The following is a 23876-nucleotide window of genomic DNA, read 5'->3' as shown; positions in this document are numbered from 1 at the left end:
GCTCCAGACGCAAATGCGCTGTGACCACGCGTTACCCAAGTCTCTCCCCAATCCATCGCCTATGCAGCTGCCAATATTCTAGTTAGCATTTGGTACATGGCAAGCAGGCTGCGTCCGATACGGGCGGCTTCTGCTGGAGTGGTCACCCTCGCTTGATGGGCGCCGGCGAGCGCGGCACCGGCGAGCCCAGCCGGATCGGAAGCCGTACCTAACTGGGAACCGAAAAATAAGCTGCGACGTCAGTAAGGTGGGCGCCTGTGCGCGCCATCGTCCCAAGTAATGCCGCGGATGTTGCAATCGTTGTGAGCTAAGTCTAATTTAGTTTTTGTAACGCGACAGGTGGTGGCTCTGTTGCCCGCGACGGCGTCGTCTCAGGAGGTTCACAAGATGGGTGGGTTGCAGTTGGGTGAACCCGCCGTCCCGGCTGCATTCTCGGAAGTGCCCGACCAGGTATCTCGGCATCGCCGGGGTGGCGCGGGCCAGCTGCGGAGCCGTTACGAGACCATTGCGTCCAAACCGGTCCGCGCCTTCGGCGGTTTCGTCGGAATGTCGTTGGACACCGTCGTGGCGATCGTGACGAAGCCGTTTGCCTGGCGAGAATTCTTGCTGCAGGCGTGGTTCGTTGCCCGCGTATCACTACTTCCGACCATACTGTTGGCCATCCCGTTCACCGTGTTGCTCGTGTTCACGTTCAACATCTTGCTGGTCGAGCTCGGTGCGGCGGACTTGTCAGGCACCGGCGCCGCCTACGGCGTCGTGTCCCAGCTAGGGCCCGTCGTGACCGTACTGGTGGTAGCCGGCGCGGGCGCGACCGCGATGTGCGCCGACCTAGGTGCGCGGACCATCCGCGAGGAACTCGACGCGCTGAAGGTTATGGGCATCGATCCGATTCAGGCCCTGGTCGTGCCCCGCGTTCTCGCGGCGACCGTCGTCGCGACACTGCTGTCCTCGATCGTCATCCTGGTCGGTCTGACAGGAAGCTTCTCGTTCGCCGTGTTCATCCAACACGTGACGCCAGGAGCGTTCATCGCAGGACTGACGTTGATCACCGGGGGAGCCGACGTGATCATCTCCATCATCAAGGCGGCACTGTTCGGCCTCAGTGCCGGCCTCATCGCTTGCTACAAGGGCATTTCGGTCGGCGGGGGACCGGCCGGCGTCGGCAATGCGGTGAACGAGACGGTGGGTCTGCTGCACGATCAGGTGACAGATTGCGTCACGCGGCCTGACTGGCCGGCGTGGTCATGATTGCTTCGAATTCGATCGGGGTCAACCGCCCGAGGGTGAGCTGTCGTCGGCGGCGGTGGTAGGTGCGTTCGATCCAGATCACGATGGCGATGCGTAGTTGCTCGCGGGTGTCCCACCGACGGCGGTCCAGGACGTTCTTCTGCAGCAGGCTGAAGAAGCTCTCCATGGCCGCGTTGTCGCCGGCTTGACCGGCTAATCCGGGCTCATGGACTCGCGGTGTTGGGCGGAATGGTTCATCGTCGGGGTGGTTTGGTGAGCTTGCGGATTTGTTCTTCGTGGCGTTTGACTCCTGCGGCGAGTGCTTCGACGGCGGTGCGCAGGTGTGCGACTTCGGTGGCCAGGCCGGTCAGGGTGCGGGCGTCGGTTTGTCGGGTGCGGTGTTCGTCGACGATGGCGCGGAGCTGGTGGTCGCGGTAGAGCGTCGCGCGGCTGATCTGGGCGTGTTCGGCCACGGTGGTGAAGGTGATGGGTTGGCCTGAGGTGGCGAGTTCGGCGCAGACGCGCTCGACTCGGAGCAGGGCGGGTTCATTCATGCGGATGCCGATCCGGTGATGAGTGCGTCGAGTCGGGAGACGAGGTTGTGGTGGCGCTCTGCTTCGTCGATCCATCCTCGTTTTTCTGCGTCTGCTGCCAGATCTTGGGCGTCGATGCGTTGGGCGGCGAGGACGGCCAGGTGGGTGGAGTCGGTGTGAAAGCTTGGGCAGTGTTCGCAGATGTTGGCGTAGGGGCAGGATCCTTGCGCGGGTGCGCGTAGGCAGTATCCGCCGGCGAGGCGGGATTTGATGGCCGGTGTGTCCTTCCATCCGGTGCCGGTGATGTCGGTGATGGGCAGCCCGACTGCGGTTTTCGGCAGCGCTCCGATATGGCTCTTCGCCAGATCCAGGGCGCGTTCGTATTCGGTGCGTACGGTGTGGTCGAAGAGGTGGGCGTAGCGCAGGCTCATCTGGGTGGAGACGTGGCCGAGTAATGCCATGAGTGCTTGCAGGGAGACTCCGGCGTTGATCAGCGCGGTGGCGTAGGTGTGTCGCAGTTGGTGCGGTGTGATGTGTCCCAGGCTGGCGGCCTGTGCTGCCCGGTTCAATTCTTCACGTACTGCGTTCTGGGAGAGTCGTTTTCCGTGGTGGGTGAACAGGAAGTCGGCTGGGGCTCCGGTGCGGGGGTGGATCATCGGTCGGCCCGATGAGCGGGTTGTGGTGATCCGGTCCACGAGGGTGAGGACCTCGTCGTCGACGGGGATCATGCGTTCGGAGTTGAGCTTGCCGAGGGGAACTTTGAGCCAGGATCCTTGGCCGGGGATCTCGTGGATGCAGTCGAGTTCGAGGTCGAGCAGTTCACCGATGCGCAGTCCGCATGCTCGCTGCACCAGCAGTGCGTCAGCGGCCAGTCGGTAGGGTGATTTTGCCAGTGCGGCAGTGAGTTTGCGGTCGGAGTCGACGGGCAGGTATCGGGGCAGGCAGCGGGGTGGCCGTGGCAGGTCGGTGCGGAAGATCAGGCGCCGCGGTGGCGCGTCGTCCCATCCCCATTCGGTGATCTCGGCTAGGAAGTTTCCCACCGCGTGGATGCGTCTGATCCGGTCTGCGACGGTGATCGGCTCACCGGTGACGCTGTTGGTGGCTGTGGTCAGCGAGGTGATGAACGGTTCGATGTGCCTGCGGCGGTCCAGTTGGTTCAGGGAGGTCAAGCTGGGGTCGGCGGCGGCGAGGTACCGGCCGAAATGGGCCAATCGGGTGGCCAGGGAACTGACCGTTTTGGGCACGCAGGTGGCGTATTTGCGGTTCAGGTAGGCCACGAACGCCGGTCGCAGCGCGACAGGAACGTCGACCATCCGCTGCTCGAGGGTCAACGCAGTGACCGCCGGCCGTGCCTGTGTATCAAGAATGCCGAGGTGGAACAGAATCTGGCGGGCACTGTGGGTGGTGCTGCGATAGTGCTTGGCGCCGCGTCCGGTACGTTCTTGGCGAACATGGCAGGCGTGCAGCAACTCCTGCAGGTCGCTTTCCCGCAGGCCGGTCAAGGGGCGGCCGGTCTGGATCAGCAGCCGGGCGATGATCTGCGAGCCGATGGCCGAGGCGACCCGTTCGGTGAAACCCAGTTCCAGTGCTGCGCTGATGAACTGATCGAGGTCGGGTTGCAGGCAACTGTCGGTCAGCTCATGCCACAGACTCGACAGCTTGCGGTGAACGAGGTAGTCGTAGCCCGGTTGCAACCGTCGGCTGACCATCAAGAAGGTGACGAATGGGCGTGTCGAGCAGTTCGCCGCCAGCTGCTCATCGAGTGGGATGTCGGCCCATGACTGGACTCGGGGCCAGCGCCGCAGGAACGATCGGGCGGCCTGGGCGTAGGCGGTGTTGCCGCGGTCCCGGCGTTGTAGGTGCACCAGGTAGGCGGCGTAGATCTGCGCCGGTGTTTCAGGTGTGGGAGCGTAATCGTGTTCGGGCAGCATCGTATTCCGCCTTGACATGGGTGGGTGCCAGATGGATGTAGCGGGCTGTGGTGTCGATGTGGGCGTGTCCGAGCAGTGCCTGCATCACCGCTAGATCCACACCGGCCTCGGCCATCGCGGTGCCGAAGGTATGACGTAACGCATGCGGGTGACCGGCGAGCACTCCGGACTTGATCCGGTGATACCGGAAGATGGTGCGCAGTCCGGCCGCGGTCAACGGCTGACCCCGGTGGGGGCCTTTGGCGACCAGGAAAAGGCGGTTGCTGTCCGATTCGGGTCGCTCGACGAGAAGATACGTTTGGATCAGCCCTGCGACCTCCACATCGAGGGGCACGCGGCGTTCCTTGGCGCCTTTGCCCATCACCTTCACCCAGCGGGCTCCGATATCGACGTCAGTCACGTCGAGGGTGAGCAGTTCCCCGGATCTCAACCCGGACAACAACATCAGCCCGGCCAGCGCTCGGTCACGCCAGGTTCGCAGGCTCGATAACAGCTCGGCGGTCTCGCGGCGATTCAAAGCCCGCGGAAGCCGCCGCGGTTCACGCAGGCGCAGCGCCGATCGGCGTTTCGGCCTCACCAGATGTCCGAGCAGGCCGTTGCGTTCCTCGGCGCTGACCCGCCGCGCTTCGCGGCCGCTGGGGATTGGGGTACGCAGTCCGGGGTCACGCAGCTCCCGGAAGGTGAACAGCCCCGTCAACGCGGCAAGCCGGTGATTGATGGTGGTCGACGAGTAACGGTCGAGACGCGTGCCGGTCATCGACACCACGTTGGTGGGGCGTCCCGCGATCGGAGTCTGCCTGCAGTGCCGCATGAAGTCGAGCACGGTCTCGGTGGTCACTGAACTCAACTCGACGTCGACGCTGCCGAGCCACCGGCAGAATGCCAACAGGTCATAGCCGTAGGCCCGCAGCGTGCGAGGAGAGTAATTCCGGTCGGCCAGATACCTGAGGTATTCGTTGACCAACGCATACTTCCCGCAACCCGGACCGGACAACACCCAGGCGACATCGGTGCCTGCTTGCAGACGCAGCTGATGCTGAATCGTCATAAGACAAGTGCAACCCCGCCGGCCCCCACCGGTCAAGCATTTTCCTTGCTGGCGTGTCGTTTACATGCCAGTACCGTCCCCGATTAGCCGGTCAACAGGCACGCCCCGACACGACCCATCGAGCCGACCATGCCGTGATGGTGCAGGGCGTGGACGAACTTTCGGCTTCGAAATTGACTGCCGCGGTCGCTGTGCAGAATGCAACCGTCCACATCCCCGCGGCGTGCCACCGCACTACTGAGCGCGGCAGTAGCCAACCGGGACTTCATCCGGGAGTCGATCGAATACCCGACGATGCGGTTGGAGAACACGTCCTTGATCGCGCACAGGTAGAGCTTGCCCTCACCCGTGCGATGCTCGGTGATGTCACTGAGCCACAACGCGTTTGGTTCACTAGCGGTGAAGTCGCGTTCGATCAGATCATCGTGCACTGGTGGGCCGGGTTTGCCGTTCTTGCCGCGCTTCTTTCCGAACACGCTCCACAACCCCTGCTGAGAGCAGATCCGCCATGCGGTGCGCTCGGCCATCGGCTCACCAGCATCGCGGGCCTCCTCGACCAGATAGCGGTACCCGAACTCGGGATCGTCTTTATGGGCGTCGAACAGCGCGTTGGCCCGGTAGGCCTCGACGATTTCGGCGTCGGTGACCGGATGGGCCCGCCAGCGGTAGTAGGGCTGGCGGGCGAGCTTGAGTACCCGGCACGTCACCGCCACGGGAATCCCGTCGGCGGCGAGCTCACTTACGAGCGGGTAGAGCCTTTTCCCGGCAGATTGGCCTGCGACAAGTACGCGGCCGCCCGGCGCAAGATTTCGTTCTCCTGCTCCAGCAACCGATTTCGGCGACGAAGTTCCCGCAACTCCGCGGAATCACTGGTGCTCTTGCCGGGCTTGGTGCCCTCGTCGATATCGGCTTGGCGCATCCATTTGGTCAGCGTCATCGGGTGGACACCAAAATCGGTGGCGATCTGCTCGATCGTCACACCATCGCCGCGGTTGCAGGCGACCCGGACGACATCGTCGCGGAACTCGCGGGGGTAAGGCCTAGGCACAAGGACATCCTTCCAGCCCACCCGTCACGGGCAAGCCAACTCAGATGTCACCTAGTCGTGCAGCAGACCCCTCCGCGAGTTCGAGGATCTGCTTCTTGGTAGGCGTCGACTTGTCTACGTAGTGCGCCTTCACCATCTCCAGGACGATGATCACACGCTCGTGCACCCCGGGCAGACGGACGTGACCCGGCATGCCGCGCTGATCGATACATCCGAGCAGGCCCGCAGTGTTGAAGCGTTGCCACTTACGCCACATAGTGGTCATGGAGACCTGCCGCCCCAGGGTTCGTAACTCGGCACGCTTGTCCGAAAGTCGTTCTTGTACAGTCGTGATCGGGGTACGCGGAGTGGCTTGTCTTTGAGCCGGCTGTTCCATGGCGTGTTTGATACCGGAGAGGTGCTCATACCAGAACTGGGCATCTCGTCGCTGTTCGTCGGTGGCGAGGTCGAGCAGCCTCTGATCGGCGATGCTTGGTCCAGAGGCGTCGGGACCGACGAAGGAATCGTCGCAAAGCAACATCGCTACCGGCAAGGTCAGGTCGCTGCCGTCATCGAGACATTTGAGTCGAAGGGCCAGTCCGTCGCTGTCGCGGATATGCCAGCTCTGGCCACGGAGTTCGATGATGTCGCCGATATGCAGTTCGATCACGAGGTGATCACCGTGGTCCAGGTCAGCGGGCGGGCAAGGTCGACGTGAATCTCTCTGTTCCAGATCATGTGGTACGTGCTGCAGATGAGATGGCTTTCGTCGAATTCAGCTCCTTCCGAAGCGTTGTCGATCAGCTCGCCGAATTGCACGCCGTTTCGCCCCGATCGATTCACGCAGATCGTGATAGCGGATCGTGCTTCTGCTGACGGTGCGAACCGCGGATGGTGGTAGGCGCATAGCAGCCGTAGGTTGCGTTCTGCAGTCTTGTCTATCATTGTGAATTCCTCGTACTCCCAGTCCAACTCGCGACATACATCGCGAGTGCGTTGATGCTGGAGCCGATCCTTCTCGCAGAGACGATCTGCTGGCTTGACGTCGACAACGAGAGCTGATCCGTCGCGTCGTCGGATGAAAAAGTCCGGGGCCGTGCCGGTGGTGCGTCTGGCCCTTCGGCCACAGCAGCCAGAATGGGTTGGAGCTGACCGCGATTGCGTCGCCCCGAAAGTCGACCGTCATCAGGGCAGTCATCTCGAACCGCGACTCAAAGCTGACATGGCCTTGTGAACGCGAGAACCAGTACATGATGACCAGCATGTCGCAGTCCAGCGCGGACCCGTCGGCGAAGGAGATGCCCGCCAGTCTGCCGTCGTCGCCGACGATCACCTCGGTGGTGCGCTTACCCGTGTGCACGCCGATTCCGAGGTTCTCCACGGATTTTCGCAGGATCGCCCCAGCGGGATCGTCGAGCTGGGCGTTCATCAGCGTGGGTCCGGCGTGCACAACGTCGACGGTCAGGCCCCGGTTCTGCAGCCCGCGGGCAGCCTCCAGTCCCAGCAGCCCCCCGCCGATCACGACGGCCTTCGTGCGGTTGGCGGCCTCGGCGATCATGGTCGCGGTGTCGTCGAGCGTGCGGAACCCGAACACGCCGTCGGTCAGGGTCTTGTCGTCGGCCCACAGCCCCGTCATCGGGGGGAAGAACGAGCGGCTGCCGGTGGCCAGGATCAGCTTGTCGTAGTGCAGCGTCGTGCCGTCGTCCGCGTGCACGAGATGGGCGAACGTGTCCAACCGGACCACCCGCACCCCGGCGCGCAGGTCGATGCCGTTGTCGGTGTACCAGTCCATCGTGTTGAGGTAGATCTCGGCCGGATCATCCACCCCGGCAAGAACATTGGACAGCAGGATGCGGTTGTAGTTTCCGTAGGGCTCGTCGCCGAACACGGTGATCTCACGGTGATCTCCGCCGCCGCGCGCGAGGACCTCCTCCAGCGCGCGGATCCCCGCCATGCCGTTGCCGACCACCACCAGACGCTGCGCCATGGCTAGAACTCCACCAGACCCAGGTCGACGATCACCGTGCCCTTCACCCCGTCCGGCGCGGCCACAGACAACTCCAGCACCGTGTCGGCGAGCAGGTCCTCCACCACACGCAGCGCGACGTGCGTGGCCCCTTTCGCCGCGATCGGGAAGTAGCGCATCGCGACGCCGTCGCGGAACAGGACGACCGTCACCATCTGCTTGGCGGAGTTCCCGCCGCGGAAGTACACCGGCTGCGTGGTGGCCCCCGGCGGCACCACATACCGCAACGACCCGTCCAGTGGCACCGGCTTGTCGTAGCCGGCGCCGACGAACTCGAACGCGCCTTGCAGGAACCGGGGCGTGCTTCCGTCGGTCATGGCTCGAAGTTAGGAGCACCGTGTTTCCGGGTCGTTTCCCCCGCAAGTCGCCTGTGCATCCCGTCGATCACACATCCGCGGCCTCACCGTGAGGCGCACCCCGGTGTGAGGGTGAGTTTTCACCGCGGTCATCGACGTGCAATCGACCGGGAATGACCTGGGCTTTCACTGGGGCCATGGCGAAACGAACGCGCGATATCGACACCTGGGATCCCGAGGATGTGGCTGCCTGGGAAGGCACAGGCGGCAAGGTGCCGGGCAAAGCGATCGCGAAACGCAACCTGATCTGGTCGATCGTGGCCGAGCACGTCGGTTTCTCGGTGTGGTCGATCTGGTCGGTGATGGTGCTGTTCATGCCGCAGGACGTCTACGGCATCGACGCGGCGGGCAAGTTCTACCTGGTGGCGGTGCCGACGCTGGTCGGCGCCTTCATGCGTATCCCGTACACCATCGCCCCGGCCCGCTTCGGTGGCCGCAACTGGACGATCGTCAGCGCCCTGCTGCTGCTCATCCCGACGGTGCTGGCGTACTACTACATGAAGAACCCGGCGTCCTACACCACCTACATGGTGATCGCCGCGTTCGCGGGTCTGGGCGGCGGGAACTTCGCGTCGTCGATGACCAACATCAACGCGTTCTACCCGCAGCGGCTCAAGGGCTGGGCGCTGGGGCTCAACGCCGGGGGCGGCAACATCGGAGTTCCGGTGATCCAGCTGATCGGACTGATGGTGATCGCCGCGGTCGGCAACACGCGACCCGAGATCGTCTGTGCCATCTACCTTGTCGCGATCAGTGGCGCGGCGGTGGGCGCGGCGCTGTTCATGGACAACCTGCGCAACCAGAAGTCGAACTTCGGCGCACTCGTCGAGGCGATGCGGTTCAAGCACTCGTGGGTGATGAGTTTCCTGTACATCGGCACCTTCGGCTCGTTCATCGGGTTCTCGTTCGCCTTCGGCCAGGTGCTGCAGATCAACTACCTCGCCGGCGGGGACACCCCCGCGCAGGCGTCACTGCACGCCGCCCAGATCGCCTTCCTGGGGCCGCTTCTCGGCTCCATCTCACGCCCGTTCGGCGGAAAGCTCGCCGACCGGGTCGGTGGCGGCAGGATCACCCTCTACGTGTTCGTCGCGATGATCTTCGCCGCCGGCGTCCTGGTGGCGACGGGCGTGATGGACGACGCCGCGGCCGGAGCCCCCACCAGCGCCCAGATGATCGGTTACGTCGCGGGTTTCATCCTTCTGTTCATCCTGTCCGGTTTGGGTAACGGGTCCACCTACAAGATGATCCCGTCGATCTTCGAGGCCAAGGCGCAGGGCCGCGACGACCTCGACAAGGAGGGCAAGGCCGCGTGGTCGCGAGCGATGTCGGGCGCGTTGATCGGATTCGCCGGAGCCGTCGGCGCACTCGGCGGAGTGTTCATCAACGTGGTGCTGCGCGCGTCCTACGTCGGCGACGCGAAATCGGCGACAGCGGCGTTCTGGGTCTTCCTCGCCTTCTACGTGGTGTGTGCGTTCGTGACGTGGTTCGTGTTCCTGCGCCTGCAGGAGCACCGCGCCCACAGCGGTGAGCACATCGGGCGCACCTCGGCCCCGGTCCCCGTCGGCTAGCACGTGACCCGAACCGCCTGTTCGTATTGCGGGGTCGGGTGCGGGATCTCGGTCGAGACCCGCACCGACCCCGCCTCGGGTGTTCCGGTCATCGCCCGGGTATCCGGAGACAAGCTGCACCCGACCAACTTCGGACGGCTGTGCACCAAAGGCGCCACCCACGCCGAGATGATGGCGGCCACCGACGGCCGTCTGACGACGGCGCTGGTGCGTCCATCGCGCGACGCCGACCCCGTCGCGCTGGACGTCGACGACGCGGTGGCGGAAGCCGGTTCGAGGTTGAGAGCGATCGTCGACGAGCACGGTCCCGACGCGGTCGCGCTCTACGTGTCAGGCCAGATGTCGATCGAGGCGCAGTATCTGGCTACCAAGCTGGCCAAGGGTTTCCTGCGCACCGTGCACATCGAATCGAACTCGAGGCTGTGCATGGCCAGCGCCGGCACCGGTTACAAGCAGTCGCTGGGCTCGGACGGACCGCCGGGGTCCTACACCGATTTCGACTGCACGAACCTGTTTTTCGTGATCGGGTCGAACATGGCCGACTGCCATCCCATCCTGTACCTACGGATGGCGGACAGGCTCAAGGCCGGCGCCAGGCTCATCGTCGTCGACCCGCGCCGAACCGCCACCGCGGACAAGGCCGACCTCTATCTCCCCATCCGGCCGGGAACGGATCTGGCGCTGCTCAACGGGATACTGCGCGTCCTCGTGCAGGACGGGGCCATCGACGAGGCGTTCATCGCCGAGCACACCGAGGGCTGGGAGGCGATGCCGGCGTTCCTGGCCGACTATCCGCCCAGCCGCGTCGCCGAGATCACCGGTCTGGCCGAAGCCGACATCCGCTCGGCCGCAGCGATGATCGCCGAGGCGGGGGACTGGATCAGCTGCTGGACGATGGGCCTCAATCAGAGCACGCACGGCACCTGGAACACCAACGCGATCTGCAATCTGCACCTGGCCACCGGCGCGATCTGCCGACCGGGCGCCGGGCCGATGTCACTGACCGGCCAGCCCAACGCGATGGGCGGCCGCGAGATGGGTTACATGGGACCGGGACTGCCCGGGCAGCGTGCCGTGCTCTCGGCAGAGGACCGGTCGTTCGTCGAGACCCAGTGGGACCTCGAACCCGGCACGGTCCGCACCGAGGTGGGCCCTGGGACGGTGGAGATGTTCCGGAGGATCGCCGGCGGCGACATCAAGGCGGTGTGGATCATCTGCACCAACCCTGTTGCCAGCGTGGCGAATCGGGATACCGTGATCACCGGTCTGCAGTCGGCCGAGCTGGTCATCACCCAGGATGCCTACGTCGACACCGCCACCAATCGCTACGCCGACATCATGCTGCCGGCCACCCTGTGGGCCGAAGCCGATGCGGTGATGGTCAACTCCGACCGGACCCTCACTCTGCTCGCGCAGTCGGTCCCTGCCGCCGGTGACGCCAGGCCGGACTGGGAACTGATCTGCGGCGTCGCGCGTCACCTCGGGTTCGGCGACGCGTTCGACCACAAGTCGAGCGAGGAGATCTTCGACGAGATCCGCCGATTCCACAACCCGCGAACGGGATACGACCTGCGCGGCGTCACCTACGAGCGGTTGCGGGCCACCCCCGTGCAATGGCCGTGCCCGTCGGAGGACGCCCCCGACCGCAACCCGATCCGGTACCTCAACGACGGGGTGTCGCAGGACCTGCACGTCGATGACGACGGCCACATTCCCCGGTTGGCGTTCGCGACGCCGTCGCGGCGGGCGGTGTTCCATCCGCGTCCGCACCTCGACGCCGCGGAGCTGCCTGACGACGACTATCCGTTCATCCTCAACACCGGCCGTCTGCAGCACCAGTGGCACACCATGACCAAGACCGGCAGGGTCGCCAAGCTCACCAAACTCAACCCCGCGCCGTTCGTCGAAATACACCCGAGCGACGCTGCGGCCCTCGGAATCACCGACGGTCAGGACCTGGAGTTGCGCACACGCCGCGGCCGCGCGGTGCTTCCCGCTGTCCTCACCGAGCGTGTCAGGCCCGGCAACACCTGGGCGCCGTTTCACTGGAACGACGAACACGGCGAGAACCTGACGATCAACGCGCTGACCAACGACGCCGTCGACCCGGACTCGTTGCAGCCCGAGTTCAAGGTGTGTGCGGTGCGGCTGACGCCGGTTCCCGCCGCCGACGGAGCACCCGATCTGACCGATGACGAAAAGCTCTACATCGCAGGTTTTCTCGCCGGTGTCGACGAGGGACGGCCCGGAGTCCCTGTGCTGCCGGCCGGCGCCCCGGTCGGCGCGCGTGCCCGGCTGTGGGTCGACGGGCTGCTCGCCGGGCGCTACTCGCGTCTGGAGACCGCGGCGCCGTCCGCATCGCCGCGGGGCGGGCCGCTGGTGCTGTGGGCGTCGCAGACCGGCACCGCCGAGGAGTTCGCCGGCAGCCTGGGGGAGCGCCTCGCGGGAGCGCGCCTGCGCGCGATGGACGACACCGACCTGAGCGAGCTCTCCGATGCCGGTGAGGTGGTGATCGTCACGAGCACCTTCGGCGACGGCGGGCCCCCCGACAACGGCACGGCGTTCTGGGAGCGTCTCGAATCGGCCGACGCCCCGGCCCTGGACGGGGTGCGCTACACCGTGCTCGGCATCGGCGACCGGTCCTACGACAACTTCTGCGGCCATGCGAAGTCCCTCGACACCCGACTGGCCGACCTGGGCGCGACCCGGATGTTGGACCGGGCCGACTGCGAGGCCTACGACGAGCAGCCGATGGCGGCCTGGGCCGACTCCGTCGTCGGCCTGATGTCGACCCCGGTCACGCCGGCACCGACGCAGCCCGCGGTCCCGGCGGCTCCCGCGCCGTTCACCCGGGGCAATCCCGCGCAGGCGCCCCTGTGCCGCAACGTCAGGCTGACTCCGGACGGTGCCGGCAAAGACGTGCGCCAGTTCGGGTTCGACATCAGCGGGCAGGATCTCGCTTACTCGGTCGGTGACTCCCTGGGCGTCTGGGTGGTCAACTCGGACGCCGTGGTCGAGAGTTGGCTTTCTGCAACCGGTTTCCACGGCGCCGAGGCCGTGATCGTCGACGGGCGACAGATCTCGTTGCGCGAGGCGCTCACCCGGCACTACGACGTCTGCAAGGTCACGTCGAACCTGGTCACGTTCGTCGCCGAGCACTGCCCCGACGCCGCCACCGCCAAGCGTCTTCGCAACGACCGTGGCGCGCTCGACACGTGGTTGGTCGACCGCAACGGTCTGGATCTGGTCCGCGAGTTCGGCATCCGCGCCGACCCGGCGTTGTGGCAGGAGGTGCTGGTGCGCCTGACGCCGCGCCAGTACTCGATCTCGTCGAGTCCACTGGTGAGTCCGCACGAGGTGCAGTTGACGGTCTCGGTGGTGCGCTACCGCGGCGCCGACGGCACCGCGCGCGGCGGGGTGGCCTCGACGTATCTGGCCGACCTGCCCGACGGCACCCCGGTGCGGGTGTTCCTGCAGCGGTCCCCGCACTTCCGGCCGCCCGAGGATCCGCACACCCCGATGATCATGGTCGGCCCCGGAACCGGTATCGCACCGTTCCGCGGATTCCTGCAGGAGCGCCGCGCGCTCGGCCACCGCGGCCCGAACTGGCTGTTCTTCGGCGGCCGGCACCGCGATCAGAACTTCTACTACCGAGACGATCTGCTCGACATGGTCGACGACGGCTTCCTCAACCGGCTGGACCTCGCGTTCTCCCGCGATCAGCGGCAACGGATCTACGTCCAGCACAAGATGCTCGACTACGGCGCAGACGTGTGGCGCTGGCTCGACGACGGCGCGCACTTCTACGTGTGTGGGGACGCCACCCGGATGGCGAAGGACGTCGACGACGCGCTCACCGAGATCCTGCGCACCCACGCCAGGATGAGCTCGGATGCCGCCCGCGAGTACAAGCGTGAGATGGTCGCCGAGAAGCGCTACGTGCGCGACGTGTACTAGCCCTCCGTTAACTCCGCGAGCGTGCGTGTCCGCGGCCGACACGCCGCGCAGAATTGCGACTTTGCGCACGCTCGCGGCGTGTGGGTGTGCCGCTCACGTGTGTGTCTGATCGCGGCGAACTGGTGGTGTCCGCGCCGTGACCCGCGGCCGCGCGCCGACCAGCAACGTGCCGGTGACGAACAACGCGACCGGTATCACCGGGAAGTGCCCGTCGGGCGCGAAACCGTTCGCGGACAACAGACTGAGCGCAAGCGCGCAGGCGGCGGTCCCGACGTAGAGCATGGCCTCGGCCAAACCAGGGGGAATCGGAACGCCGAACGTCGGTGCCGATGCCGCGAAGAACCGCCGCTGCCAGAACAACAGGCACAACAGCGCCGCCGTGACCACCGCCAGCACGAGCTCCCATTCCAGCCGGGCCAGCCACCAGGCGCCCGAGCCCAACGGCGGCTGCGGCAGCAGCCCGGCCGGATACGCGATGACGGTCACCACGATCACGGGCATCATGTGCCAGAGGTAGAGCGCCATCACGTTGTCGTTGGCGATCCCGATCAGCCGCGGCCACCTGCCGCGGGACAGTGCCCGGTTCAGCACCGGCACCAGGGCGAACAGCACCCCGATCTGCACCATGGCCAGGGTCAGCAGCGCCACCGACGGCGGCGCCGAGTTCTCCACGCGCACCCCCGGCACACCGATCATCGCGACCGGGTACGGACCCCACGTCACGAGCAGGGGCAGTGCGGCGGCGCCGGTCACCGCGACCGCGATGAGCAACCGACGGCCGAGAAGCCCGTCGTGCCAGGCTATTCCGAGCTGATAGATGGCCGCCCAGCAGAAGAAGTAGTTCGCGGTCCGGATCTCCTGATACCCGGTGGCGATGCCGATCACGTCGACGAGGACGAGGCAGACCGCGAGCACGGCCGGTACCGCAAGACCCCAGCGGCGATGCGCGGCCACGGCGATGGGGGTCAGCGCGACGACCATCAGGTACACGGCCAGGAACCACAGGTGCATGGCCACCGCCCAGCCGCCGAGCGCGAGCACCGACCCGTCGATGCCGACCAGCGTGAGCACACCCATCACGGTGAGCACGAAAACCGCGTAGACGGCGGTGGGGCCCAGTGTGCGGGCCACGCGTCGGCGGACCCACTCCTGGCGCGACGCCGAGGTGTCCCGGCGGCCCCAGGAAACCGCGCTCGCGAAACCGGCGACCGCGAAGAACACCGGGACCACCTGGAAGCCCCAGGTGAGCCACTGCGTCCACGGCAACAGGACGAGGGGATTGTCGCGGCCGAACTCGCCGTCGTCGTAGGTCATCACCGACAGCAGCCAATGGCCGATGACGACGATCATCACCGCGGCGGACCGGTACAGATCGAGCGCGATCTCGCGCGAGGAGGCACCTGTCGTGTTCATCGATGCCATTCTGGAGTGTCCGAGGGGGGACTTGAACCCCCACGCCCGTTAATAGGGCACTAGCACCTCAAGCTAGCGCGTCTGCCATTCCGCCACTCGGACCCGATGTGAGCGCCTAAGGCTAACGGATGAGCCGCCCCGGGCCCAAACCAGGCGACCCGAGCAGTGTTACAAAGGGACTGTGACTGGTGATGCAGGCGGGCGTAGCGGCGGGTTGACCCCAAGTGACGAGGTCGTCGACCTCGTCAGCACGCTGATCCGGTTCGACACCTCCAACACCGGTGACCCTGCGACGACCATGGGCGAGGCGGAGTGCGCCCGCTGGGTCGCCGACCAGCTCGCCGAGGTCGGCTACGTCTGCGAGTACATCGAGGCGGGCGCGCCCGGCCGGGCCAACGTGTTCGCCCGCCTGGAGGGCGCCGACCGGTCCCGCGGCGCGCTGATGCTGCACGGCCATCTCGACGTGGTCCCCGCCGAGGCTTCGGACTGGAGCGTGCACCCGTTCTCCGGCGCGATCGAGGACGGCTATGTGTGGGGACGCGGCGCCGTCGACATGAAGGACATGGTCGGGATGATCCTGGCGGTCGCCCGGCACTTCAAACGCTCGGGGATCGTGCCGCCGCGCGACCTGGTGTTCGCGTTCGTCTCCGACGAGGAGGCCGGCGGCAACTACGGATGCAAATGGCTCGTCGAGCACCGCCCCGACCTGTTCGAGGGTGTCACCGAGGCCGTCGGGGAGGTCGGGGGTTTCTCGTTGACGGTGCCCCGCCCCGACGGTGGAGAAAAGCGGCTCTACCTCGTCGAGACCGCCGAGAAGGCGATGCTGTGGATGCGGCTGACCGCGCGTGCGCGTGCGGGGCACGGGTCGATGGTGCACGACGACAACGCCGTCACCGCGGTCGCCGAGGCCGTCGCGAGGCTCGGCAGGCACCGCTTCCCGATCGTGCTGACCGAGTCGGTCGAACAGTTCCTGACCGCGGTCGGCGAGGAGACCGGGTACGCGTTCGACCCCGCCTCGCCCGACATCGAGGGCACGGTCGCCAAGCTCGGCGGGATCGCCCGGATCGTCGGCGCGACGCTGCGCGACACGGCGAACCCGACGATGCTCAAGGCCGGCTACAAGGCCAACGTGATCCCGGCGACGGCGGAGTCCGTGATCGACTGCCGGGTGCTGCCGGGTCGGCTCGCCGACTTCGAGCGCGAGGTCGACGAGCTGATAGGCCCCGACGTGAAACGCGAATGGATCACCAACCTGCCGTCCTATGAGACCCCGTTCGACGGGGAGCTGCTCGACGCGATGAACAACGCGATCCTGGCCAACGACCCGGACGCCCGCACCGTGCCGTACATGCTCTCGGGTGGAACCGACGCAAAGCACTTCGCCCGCTTGGGGATTCGGTGCTTCGGCTTCGCCCCGCTGCGGCTGCCGCCCGACCTGGACTTCGCCGCCCTGTTCCACGGCGTCGACGAACGGGTACCTGTCGATGCGTTGACGTTCGGCGCGCAGGTGCTCGAGCACTTCCTGCTGCACTCGTAGTAATCCAACCGAAAGGATCTCGCCCCATGGCTTTTGACTACGACCCGTACTCGTTCCTCCCGAAGTTGCCGACTTTCACCGTGACGTCGCAGTCGTTCGAAGACGGCGGGGCCTGGGGCAACGACCAGGTCAGCGGCATCATGGGCGCGGGCGGCTCCGACATCTCACCCCAGCTGAGCTGGTCGGGCTTCCCCGAGGAGACCCGCAGCTTCGCGGTGACGGTCTACGACCCCGACGCGCCGACGGGATCGGGTTTCTGGCACTGGGCGGTCTTCAACCTGCCGGCGACGGTCACCGAGCTGCCCGCCGGCGTCGGCGACGGCAGTGCCAGCGGATTCCCCGGTGACGCAGTCACTTTGGCCAACGATGCGGGCCTGAAGCGGTTCATCGGCGCCGCCCCTCCGGCCGGTCACGGCCCGCACCGTTACATCGTCGCGGTGCACGCGGTCGACGTCGAGAAGCTCGACGTGCCCGCCGACGCGACCCCGGCGTACCTCGGCTTCAACCTGTTCGGCCACGCGATCGCACGTGCGCTGATCACCGGCACGTACGAACAGAACTGACTCCGAAATCGCTAGCGGGTAGCCGACCCGACCGCCTCTGCGAGACTCGCGAAACCGTTCTCGTGGAGGCGGGCGGCGACGCCGTCGTTGATCGACCGGGCCCACAGGCCGCCGCCGTAGACGAACCCGGTGTACCCCTGCAGCAGCGAGGCGCCCGCGGTGATCCGCTCCCACGCGTCGTCGGGAGTCTCGATGCCGCCGACACTGATGAGCACCAGCTTGTCGCCGACGCGCGCGTACAGGCGACGCAACACCTCCAGCGCGCGGCGGGCCACCGGCGGACCCGAGACGCCCCCGGCGCCGAGATCGGCCACCCCGGGGGTCTTCAGGCCGTCACGCGAGATCGTGGTGTTGGTGGCCACGATTCCGGCAAGGCCCAATTCGACTGCCAGATCGGCGATGTCGTCGATGTCGGGGTCGGCGAGGTCGGGTGCGATCTTCACCAGCACCGGGGTCGACGTCTCGGCCAGCACCGCCGACAGGATCGGACGCAGCGACTCCACCGACTGAAGGTCGCGCAGACCAGGGGTGTTCGGCGAGCTGACGTTCACCACGAGATAGGACGCCAGCGACCCGAGCAGGCGGGCGCTCTCGGCGTAGTCGGCGGGCGCGTCCTGCGGCTCGGTCACCTTCGTCTTGCCGATGTTCACCCCGACCGGCACGTCCGACGAACTGCCGGTGAGCCGGCGCGCCAGCGCGGCGGACCCGTGGTTGTTGAAGCCCATGCGGTTGAGCAGCGCGCGGTCGGCGGGCAGCCGGAACATCCGTGGCGGCGGGTTGCCCGGCTGCGCCTGCGCCGTCACGGTTCCGAGCTCGGCGTACCCGAATCCCAGTGCGCCCCAGGTGTGTACGCCGAGGCCGTCCTTGTCGAAGCCGGCGGCCAGCCCCAGCGGGCCCGGGAACCGCACCCCGAACACGGTGCTGGCCAGCACCGGATCGTGCGGGGCGAGGCGTCGCGACAGATTCCGGCGCAGCGGGACCGGTGTCGTCGCCGCGCGCAGTCCGGCGAACACCAGACCGTGGATACGTTCGGGCGGGACGAGGAACAGCGCCTTGCGCAGGGCCGCGTACATCACAGACCCGGCTGATCAGGTCCGGGCGGGCCGTCGGCCCGCTTCTTGCGGCGCAACAGAACCCGTCGCGAGCCGTCGGTGTAGAGCCGCACGCGGTTGAGCTCCCAACCGCGGTACTCGGCCTCGATCGAGAGTCTGATCGACGCGGTCACGCGGGTGACATCGGGCGGCAGGCGCAGCGGGATCCACTCGTAGTCCGCCGACTCCTCGGCGACCACCTCGCTCCATGCCGCCGGCATCCGGCCCCGCGGTCCCGGGCTCACCGTCGGCCGCCCGCGTCGCCGGTCACTTCTGGCCGCCTGCGGCCGTGATCACCTGGACACCGGCCCCCGAGCCCGACGCCACGTACAACGTGTCGGACGAGTCGTCGTAGGCCAGCGAGTTGGGTTGCTGCACGGTCGGATACCGCACCTTCTCGACGGGGATGCCGGTCGCCAGGTCGTAACCGACCACGGTGTTGTTCGCGGTCTGCGCGACCCAGGCAAGGCCCTGTGGGTCCGCCGAGACCGCCAGTCCGTACGGTGCGTCCGGCACGGGGTAGCGCTGTCGCAGGATCAGCGGGTCGACGCCGTACACCAGCAGCTCGCCGCCCCGGGTGTCGGTGACCAGGATCCGGCCCGCGCCGTCGGCGGCGATGCTCGTCGCGCCCTCTCCGGCACGCAGCGCGTGCGCAGCCCCGGTGCCGTCGGTATTCAGCGTCGTCACCGACGTCTGCCCCCGGTCCAGCACCACGGCGGTGTCGCCCTGGGCAGCGAGCGCGTCGACCCGCGCGAAGATCTTCAGCCGGGCGCCGACCTCGGTGTCCGACGACAGGGTGGACACTGCGCCGTCGGCGCTCCCCAGCACCAGCCTGCCGTCGGCCCGCCGGGTGATCGCGGTGAAATCGACGTCGTCCTGGCCGTCGACCGCCTGCGCGGTCACCTCGCCGGAGGCGATGTCGAGCCGGAAGTAGCCGCCCCGGCGCGCGAGATAGGCCGTACCGGCGCCATCGGTGACCATTGCCGTCGCGGCGGCGTCCAGTTCGATCGGGCGCGGCGACCCGGATGCGCCGAACACGGTGATCGTCGAGCGGCCGACCGGGCCCGCGGAGAGGGTGAGCAGCGACGTCGTCGCGGTGTCGAACACCGCGGCCGCCACCGGGGTGGCCAGCGGCCGCACGTCCCCGGCCGGGCGCGCCGCCGGTGCCGGCGAATCAGCGGGTTGAGCGGCGGGGATGGTGGGCGGCGGCGCATCCACCGGGTTCGACGAGCATCCGGAGACCACCACCGCGGTCAGCGCGGCAACGCCCAGCCGGGCCACACGGCCCGTCGGGTTTGGGTGCAGATGCAACGGGTAGCTCGCTTCGAATCGGTGGGACAAGTCGAGCCGGGGAGCCAGTCTATGCAACGTCACGACAGCGGGTCCGCGGACGCGGGGGAGCAGGCCTCCTCGGGCGGCGGTATGGTACATACCATGACCCTGACCGCGGACGGACCGGTGACCGGCCAGGGTTTCCGTGTCGAAGACATCACGACCGGCCTGCACGCCAGCGGGTTCGGGCAGGTCGGCGACGGCCGCGCATTCTCCTTTCACGTCGAACGCCAGGAACTGGTGGTGGAGGTCTACCGCCCCCGACTGCGCGGGCCCGTACCCCACGCCGAGGACGTCGTCGCCACGGCCGGCCGCGGACTCACCGATATCGACATCAACGACGAGCGCAGCGTGATCGCCGCCGTCCGCGACCTCGTCGCGGACGCGCAACCGGTGGCGCGCACCGCCCGCTGACCGCCGCGGTCGGCTCCGCTCCCGGCGCCACGGTACGGTCTTCGACGTGACCGGGGTGGCTGAGATGTCGTGGCTGCAGGTTGTCGTCCTCTCGGTGCTGCAGGGCCTGACCGAATTCCTGCCGGTGTCGTCGTCAGGGCACCTCGCCATCGCGTCGCGGGTGTTCTTCGAAGACGACGCCGGTGCGTCGTTCACCGCGGTCTGCCAGCTCGGTACCGAGGCCGCCGTGCTCGTCTACTTCGCCCGCGACATCGTGCGGATCCTCAAGGCCTGGTTCTCCGGGCTCTTCGGTTCCGGCGGGCGCACCCCCGACTACTGGCTGGGGTGGTGGGTGATCATCGGCACGATCCCGATCAGCGTGATCGGTCTGCTGTTCAAAGACGAGATCCGCACGGGCGCACGCAATCTCTGGCTGGTCGCCACCGCGATGATCGTGTTCTCGTTCGTCATCGCCGCGGCCGAGTACATGGGCCGCCAGACCCGGCGTGTCGAGCAGCTGACCTGGCGCGACAGCGTGATCGTCGGCTTCGCCCAGTGTCTGGCGCTGGTCCCGGGGGTGTCACGGTCCGGCGCGACGATCAGCGCGGGCCTGTTCCTCGGGATGGAGCGCGAGCTGGCCGCCCGGTTCGGGTTCCTGCTGGCGATCCCGGCGGTGTTCGCGTCGGGACTGTTCTCGCTGCCCGATGCGTTCGCGCCTGTCGGGGAGGGGATGAGCGCCACCGGACCGCAGCTGCTGGTGTCGACGGTGATCGCGTTCGTCGTCGGCTACGCGGCGGTCGCGTGGTTCCTGCGCTTCCTGGTCCGGCACAGCATGTACTGGTTCGTCGGCTACCGGATCGTGCTGGGTACCGTCGTGCTGGTGCTGCTCTCGACCGGGGTGGTGGCGGCCATATGACCGTTCTGTTGGTCCGCCACGGCCGGTCGACGTCCAACACCGCCCATACGCTGGCCGGTCGGTCAGAGGGGGTGGACCTCGACGATCGCGGACGGGAGCAGGCGAGCGGACTGGTCGAGCGCCTCGGCGGCCTGCCCATCCGGGCCATCGTGCGGTCTCCGCTGCTGCGGTGCGAACGCACCGTCGAGCCGCTGGCCGCCGCCCTCGGGGTGGACCCCGTCGTCGACGACCGGATCGTCGAGGTCGACTACGGCGCCTGGACCGGGCGCAAGATCGGCGAACTGGTCAAAGAGCCGCTGTGGGCGGTGGTTCAGCAGCAGCCCAGCGCCGCGGTGTTCCCCGACGGGGAGGGTCTGGCGCAGGTGCAGGCCCGCGCCGTGGCCGCGGTGCGTGAACACGACCGGCGGCTGGCCGAGGAGCACGGCGCCGACGTGCTCTGGGTCGCGTGCACTCACGGCGACGTGATCAAGTCCGTGCTCGCCGATGCGCTCGGCTCCCATCTCGACAGTTTTCAGCGCATCAACGCCGACCCCGCCTCGGTGAGCGTCGTCCGCTACACGCCGTTCCGGCCCTTCGTGATCCACGTCAACCACACCGGAGGCGCGCTGAACCCGGCCCTGAGTGCGCCGCCGCCCGAGAGCAAGGACGTCCCCACCGGTGACGCGGTGGTGGGCGGATCCACCGAGTGACGCCGTCCTGACCGTTGACGGTATTTTGGACAGTGCCATGGCCCGCGAAATCCACGTCTTCCGCACACCCGACCGCTTCGTGGCCGGGACCGTCGGCCAGCCGGGAAACCGGACCTTCTATCTGCAGGCCGTCCACGACAAGCGCGTCATCTCGGTGATCCTGGAGAAGCAGCAGGTCGCAGTCCTCGCCGAGCGGATCGCCGCGCTGCTGCTGGAGATCAATCGCCGCTTCGGCACCCCGATACCGCCGGAGACCGGTGAGGTCGACGACCTCAGCCCGCTCGTCACGCCGGTGGATGCCGAGTTCCGGGTCGGGACGATGGGCCTGGGCTGGGATTCCGAGGCGCAGACCGTCGTCGTCGAGCTGCTGGCGGTGTCGGAGACCGAATTCGACGCGTCCGTGGTGCTCGACGATGCCGAGGACGGACCCGACGCGGTGCGCGTGTTCCTGACCCCCGAGTCGGCCCGTCAGTTCGCCACCCGGTCGAACCGGGTCATCTCGGCCGGCCGCCCGCCGTGCCCGCTGTGCGAAGAACCACTGGACCCCGAGGGGCACATCTGCGTCCGAACCAACGGTTACCGGCGCGGTGCCCTGGGCGGGTCCGACGATGACGAGCTCTGATTCCCAGAGGGATTCCCAGAGGGTCCTCCGCGACGGTGAAATGACCGTGATCGGCCGCATCCGGTCGGCCAGCAACGCGACGTTCCTGTGCGAAGCCGTTCTCGACGGATTCACCGAGCACTGCGTCTACAAGCCGGTGCGCGGCGAGGCGCCGCTGTGGGACTTCCCGGACGGGACACTGGCCGGACGTGAACGGGCGTCCTATCTGGTGTCCGCGGCACTCGGCTGGAACGTGGTGCCCTACACCATCATTCGTGACGGTCCTGCCGGTCCGGGCATGGTCCAGCGGTGGGTCGATCAGCCCGGCGACGACGACACCGACGCCGAAACCGACACCGGTCCCGATTTGATCGACCTGCTGCCCACCGGGCAGATCCCGCCGGGATTCCTGCCCATCCTGCAGGCCTACGACTACGCCGGTGACGAGGTCACCCTCGTGCACGCCGACGACGACCGACTGCGCCGCATCGCGGTGTTCGACGTGCTCATCAACAACGCCGACCGCAAGGGCGGACACGTGTTGCACGGTGTCGACGGCGGTGTCTACGGGGTCGATCACGGTGTCACGCTGCACGAGGAGGACAAGCTGCGCACCGTGCTGTGGGGCTGGGCGGGCAAGCCCGTCGACGATGAGACCCTCTGCGACGTCCGGGTCCTCGGGGAGAAGCTGCACGCCGACCTGGGCGCTGAGCTGACCGATCACATCACGCCCCGCGAGGTCGCCGCACTGCGGGCCAGAGTCGTTGCCCTGCTGCGTAATCCGGTGATGCCGACGCCCGACCGGCGACGGCCGATCCCGTGGCCCGCGTTCTGACATGGTCTACTGACCCGGTGAGCATCACCGACGCAGCGCTGGCCGCCGCCGTGGCCGAGGAAGCCGGTGAGCTGCTGCTCGCGATGCGCGAGCAGATCGGTTTCTACGACCCTTATGACTTGGGTGACGCCGGCGACTCGCGCGCCAACACGCTGATCCTCGACCGGCTGCGCGCGGCGCGGCCCGGGGACGCGATCCTGTCCGAGGAAGCCGTCGACGACCCCTCGCGGGTCGACGCCGACCGGGTCTGGATCGTCGACCCCGTCGATGGGACCTACGAATACTCGATGCCCGGACGCGCCGACTGGGCCGTCCACATCGCGCTGTGGCGCCGTGGGTCGGGCGCCGCCGCGCCGACGATCACCGATGCCGCGGTGGCGTTGCCGGCCCGCGGCGAGGTCTACCGCACCGACACCGTCACTTCGCCGCCCCCGCGCCCCGACGGTCCCATCCGGATCACCGCGAGCTCCAACCGGCCTCCCGCCGTGCTGTGGCACATCCGCGACCAGCTCGACATCCAGCTCTTCCGGATCGGCTCGGCGGGCGCCAAGGCGATGGCGGTGGTGCGCGGAGACGTCGACGCCTACCTGCACGCGGGTGGTCAGTGGGAGTGGGACTCGGCGGCCCCGGCCGGGGTGCTGTGGGCCGCGGGGCTGCACGCGTCCCGCCTCGACGGATCCCCGCTGATCTACAACCGTCCCGACCCGTACCTGCCGGATCTGCTGATGTGTCGACCCGAGGTCGCCGAGCGGTTGCTGGACGTGATCTGGTCGGCGCACCGCTGACCGCGCGACGTCGCCGGGAATGAATCGGCCGTCTGCGTTGTCCCACAC

General features: G+C 67.4%; 21 protein-coding genes, 1 tRNA gene and 2 pseudogenes. 11 read left to right on the top strand and 13 right to left on the bottom strand.

Translation table 11 applies throughout. From position 1 onward, the window contains the following. Window positions 1-546 precede the first annotated feature (546 nt). Window positions 547-1248 carry an MlaE family ABC transporter permease gene (locus DYE23_RS16620; protein ID WP_115329004.1) on the top strand — a complete coding sequence of 234 codons (702 nt, stop codon included), beginning with the start codon at window positions 547-549 and terminating at the stop codon, window positions 1246-1248. Here the strand turns inward: DYE23_RS16620 and DYE23_RS16615 are convergent. The 8 genes and pseudogenes from DYE23_RS16615 to DYE23_RS16580 form a co-directional block, all read right to left on the bottom strand. Continuing rightward, a pseudogene (locus tag DYE23_RS16615) lies at window positions 1217-1447 on the bottom strand (integrase core domain-containing protein); the annotation flags it as partial. The gene DYE23_RS16620 and the pseudogene DYE23_RS16615 sit on opposite strands and share 32 nt — an antisense overlap. Before the next feature lie 34 nt (window positions 1448-1481). Then, a complete protein-coding gene (locus DYE23_RS16610) occupies window positions 1482-1781 on the bottom strand; it encodes a DUF6262 family protein (RefSeq protein ID WP_115326493.1) in 300 nt (99 codons plus the stop codon). Beyond that, window positions 1778-3709 (bottom strand): tyrosine-type recombinase/integrase, encoded by a 1932-nt coding sequence (locus DYE23_RS16605; protein WP_235660318.1) that lies wholly within the window; start codon window positions 3707-3709, stop codon window positions 1778-1780. Before DYE23_RS16605 ends, DYE23_RS16610 begins: the two co-directional genes overlap by 4 nt. Continuing rightward, entirely contained in the window at window positions 3657-4739 is a 1083-nt protein-coding gene (locus tag DYE23_RS16600; RefSeq protein WP_011895481.1) for a tyrosine-type recombinase/integrase, read from the bottom strand. The genes DYE23_RS16605 and DYE23_RS16600 overlap by 53 nt, the downstream gene beginning before the upstream one ends. Window positions 4740-4837: 98 nt before the next feature. Further along, window positions 4838-5787: pseudogene (locus DYE23_RS31450) on the bottom strand (IS3 family transposase); the annotation flags it as partial. A gap of 40 nt (window positions 5788-5827) precedes the next feature. Continuing rightward, window positions 5828-6436: a hypothetical protein gene (locus DYE23_RS30640; RefSeq protein ID WP_147292290.1), complete on the bottom strand. Its 609-nt coding sequence runs from the start codon at window positions 6434-6436 to the stop codon at window positions 5828-5830. Between the two features lie 105 nt (window positions 6437-6541). Next, window positions 6542-7753, bottom strand: coding sequence for an FAD-dependent oxidoreductase (locus tag DYE23_RS31755; protein WP_264032908.1), 1212 nt, complete (start codon window positions 7751-7753; stop codon window positions 6542-6544). Window positions 7754-7755: 2 nt separating this feature from the next. Further along, window positions 7756-8109 carry a molybdopterin oxidoreductase gene (locus DYE23_RS16580; RefSeq protein WP_115327671.1) on the bottom strand — a complete coding sequence of 118 codons (354 nt, stop codon included), beginning with the start codon at window positions 8107-8109 and terminating at the stop codon, window positions 7756-7758. Window positions 8110-8261: 152 nt separating this feature from the next. Here DYE23_RS16580 and DYE23_RS16575 point away from each other — a divergent pair, with 152 nt between their 5' ends. After that, complete coding sequence (locus tag DYE23_RS16575; RefSeq protein ID WP_115327670.1) at window positions 8262-9716, top strand: nitrate/nitrite transporter; 1455 nt, start codon at window positions 8262-8264, stop codon at window positions 9714-9716. A gap of 3 nt (window positions 9717-9719) precedes the next feature. After that, the gene (locus DYE23_RS16570) at window positions 9720-13673 is read left to right on the top strand and encodes a bifunctional nitrate reductase/sulfite reductase flavoprotein subunit alpha (RefSeq protein WP_115327669.1); all 3954 of its coding nucleotides are present in this window, start codon (window positions 9720-9722) and stop codon (window positions 13671-13673) included. 93 nt (window positions 13674-13766) lie between these two features. Here DYE23_RS16570 and DYE23_RS16565 read toward each other — a convergent pair whose 3' ends face one another. Then, entirely contained in the window at window positions 13767-15095 is a 1329-nt protein-coding gene (locus DYE23_RS16565) for an acyltransferase family protein (RefSeq protein WP_115327668.1), read from the bottom strand. Window positions 15096-15102: 7 nt separating this feature from the next. Continuing rightward, window positions 15103-15188 (bottom strand) — tRNA-Leu (locus DYE23_RS16560). Between the two features lie 79 nt (window positions 15189-15267). Between DYE23_RS16560 and DYE23_RS16555 the strand changes: the two genes are divergently transcribed. Together DYE23_RS16555 and DYE23_RS16550 are read left to right on the top strand one after the other, a co-directional pair. Then, the gene (locus DYE23_RS16555) at window positions 15268-16623 is read left to right on the top strand and encodes a M20/M25/M40 family metallo-hydrolase (protein ID WP_115327667.1); all 1356 of its coding nucleotides are present in this window, start codon (window positions 15268-15270) and stop codon (window positions 16621-16623) included. A 26-nt stretch (window positions 16624-16649) separates the two neighbouring features. Beyond that, on the top strand, window positions 16650-17186 hold the full coding sequence (locus DYE23_RS16550; RefSeq protein WP_115327666.1) for a YbhB/YbcL family Raf kinase inhibitor-like protein: 537 nt from the start codon (window positions 16650-16652) through the stop codon (window positions 17184-17186). Between the two features lie 11 nt (window positions 17187-17197). Here DYE23_RS16550 and DYE23_RS16545 read toward each other — a convergent pair whose 3' ends face one another. The 3 genes from DYE23_RS16545 to DYE23_RS16535 are packed head-to-tail and all read right to left on the bottom strand — an operon-like array spanning window position 17198 to window position 19588. Continuing rightward, window positions 17198-18259, bottom strand: a complete 1062-nt coding sequence (locus DYE23_RS16545) for a quinone-dependent dihydroorotate dehydrogenase (RefSeq protein ID WP_115327665.1) — start codon at window positions 18257-18259, stop codon at window positions 17198-17200. Further along, window positions 18259-18498 carry a DUF5703 family protein gene (locus tag DYE23_RS16540; RefSeq protein ID WP_115327664.1) on the bottom strand — a complete coding sequence of 80 codons (240 nt, stop codon included), beginning with the start codon at window positions 18496-18498 and terminating at the stop codon, window positions 18259-18261. The genes DYE23_RS16545 and DYE23_RS16540 overlap by 1 nt, the downstream gene beginning before the upstream one ends. Before the next feature lie 46 nt (window positions 18499-18544). Beyond that, the gene (locus tag DYE23_RS16535) at window positions 18545-19588 is read right to left on the bottom strand and encodes a YncE family protein (RefSeq protein WP_218566999.1); all 1044 of its coding nucleotides are present in this window, start codon (window positions 19586-19588) and stop codon (window positions 18545-18547) included. A 123-nt stretch (window positions 19589-19711) separates the two neighbouring features. On the opposite strand from DYE23_RS16535, the gene DYE23_RS16530 reads away from it, so the two are divergent. The 6 genes from DYE23_RS16530 (at window position 19712) to DYE23_RS16505 (ending at window position 23828) form a co-directional block, all read left to right on the top strand. Continuing rightward, window positions 19712-20023, top strand: coding sequence for a hypothetical protein (locus DYE23_RS16530; RefSeq protein WP_218566985.1), 312 nt, complete (start codon window positions 19712-19714; stop codon window positions 20021-20023). A 64-nt stretch (window positions 20024-20087) separates the two neighbouring features. Beyond that, on the top strand, window positions 20088-20918 hold the full coding sequence (locus tag DYE23_RS16525; RefSeq protein WP_115329002.1) for an undecaprenyl-diphosphate phosphatase: 831 nt from the start codon (window positions 20088-20090) through the stop codon (window positions 20916-20918). Continuing rightward, window positions 20915-21607, top strand: coding sequence for a histidine phosphatase family protein (locus DYE23_RS16520; RefSeq protein WP_115327662.1), 693 nt, complete (start codon window positions 20915-20917; stop codon window positions 21605-21607). The genes DYE23_RS16525 and DYE23_RS16520 overlap by 4 nt, the downstream gene beginning before the upstream one ends. A 37-nt stretch (window positions 21608-21644) precedes the next feature. Then, a complete protein-coding gene (locus DYE23_RS16515; protein ID WP_011893923.1) occupies window positions 21645-22229 on the top strand; it encodes an Rv2134c family protein in 585 nt (194 codons plus the stop codon). Beyond that, window positions 22216-23043: an Rv2133c family protein gene (locus tag DYE23_RS16510; RefSeq protein ID WP_115327661.1), complete on the top strand. Its 828-nt coding sequence runs from the start codon at window positions 22216-22218 to the stop codon at window positions 23041-23043. The genes DYE23_RS16515 and DYE23_RS16510 overlap by 14 nt, the downstream gene beginning before the upstream one ends. Window positions 23044-23060: 17 nt before the next feature. Next, window positions 23061-23828, top strand: a complete 768-nt coding sequence (locus DYE23_RS16505; protein WP_115327660.1) for a 3'(2'),5'-bisphosphate nucleotidase CysQ — start codon at window positions 23061-23063, stop codon at window positions 23826-23828. Window positions 23829-23876 lie beyond the last annotated feature (48 nt).

This window comes from Mycolicibacterium gilvum, assembly GCF_900454025.1.
GTDB classification, from domain to species: domain Bacteria; phylum Actinomycetota; class Actinomycetes; order Mycobacteriales; family Mycobacteriaceae; genus Mycobacterium; species Mycobacterium gilvum.
The sequence above is the reverse complement of the archived record's forward strand: the minus strand, read 5'-3'. Positions and strand labels throughout refer to the sequence as shown.

What these genes read in the sequence shown, in the direction of transcription:
- DYE23_RS16515 (WP_011893923.1), top strand. Translation starts at nt 21,645, where the DNA reads ATGGCCCGCGAAATCCACGTCTTCCGCACACCCGACCGCTTCGTGGCC.
- DYE23_RS16550 (WP_115327666.1), top strand. Translation starts at nt 16,650, where the DNA reads ATGGCTTTTGACTACGACCCGTACTCGTTCCTCCCGAAGTTGCCGACT.
- DYE23_RS16605 (WP_235660318.1), bottom strand. Translation starts at nt 3,709, where the DNA reads ATGTCAAGGCGGAATACGATGCTGCCCGAACACGATTACGCTCCCACA.
- DYE23_RS16600 (WP_011895481.1), bottom strand. Translation starts at nt 4,739, where the DNA reads ATGACGATTCAGCATCAGCTGCGTCTGCAAGCAGGCACCGATGTCGCC.
- DYE23_RS16510 (WP_115327661.1), top strand. Translation starts at nt 22,216, where the DNA reads ATGACGAGCTCTGATTCCCAGAGGGATTCCCAGAGGGTCCTCCGCGAC.
- DYE23_RS16620 (WP_115329004.1), top strand. Translation starts at nt 547, where the DNA reads ATGTCGTTGGACACCGTCGTGGCGATCGTGACGAAGCCGTTTGCCTGG.
- DYE23_RS16540 (WP_115327664.1), bottom strand. Translation starts at nt 18,498, where the DNA reads ATGCCGGCGGCATGGAGCGAGGTGGTCGCCGAGGAGTCGGCGGACTAC.
- DYE23_RS31755 (WP_264032908.1), bottom strand. Translation starts at nt 7,753, where the DNA reads ATGGCGCAGCGTCTGGTGGTGGTCGGCAACGGCATGGCGGGGATCCGC.
- DYE23_RS16520 (WP_115327662.1), top strand. Translation starts at nt 20,915, where the DNA reads ATGACCGTTCTGTTGGTCCGCCACGGCCGGTCGACGTCCAACACCGCC.
- DYE23_RS16580 (WP_115327671.1), bottom strand. Translation starts at nt 8,109, where the DNA reads ATGACCGACGGAAGCACGCCCCGGTTCCTGCAAGGCGCGTTCGAGTTC.
- DYE23_RS16575 (WP_115327670.1), top strand. Translation starts at nt 8,262, where the DNA reads ATGACCTGGGCTTTCACTGGGGCCATGGCGAAACGAACGCGCGATATC.
- DYE23_RS16530 (WP_218566985.1), top strand. Translation starts at nt 19,712, where the DNA reads ATGACCCTGACCGCGGACGGACCGGTGACCGGCCAGGGTTTCCGTGTC.
- DYE23_RS16610 (WP_115326493.1), bottom strand. Translation starts at nt 1,781, where the DNA reads ATGAATGAACCCGCCCTGCTCCGAGTCGAGCGCGTCTGCGCCGAACTC.
- DYE23_RS16545 (WP_115327665.1), bottom strand. Translation starts at nt 18,259, where the DNA reads ATGTACGCGGCCCTGCGCAAGGCGCTGTTCCTCGTCCCGCCCGAACGT.
- DYE23_RS16565 (WP_115327668.1), bottom strand. Translation starts at nt 15,095, where the DNA reads ATGGCATCGATGAACACGACAGGTGCCTCCTCGCGCGAGATCGCGCTC.
- DYE23_RS16525 (WP_115329002.1), top strand. Translation starts at nt 20,088, where the DNA reads ATGTCGTGGCTGCAGGTTGTCGTCCTCTCGGTGCTGCAGGGCCTGACC.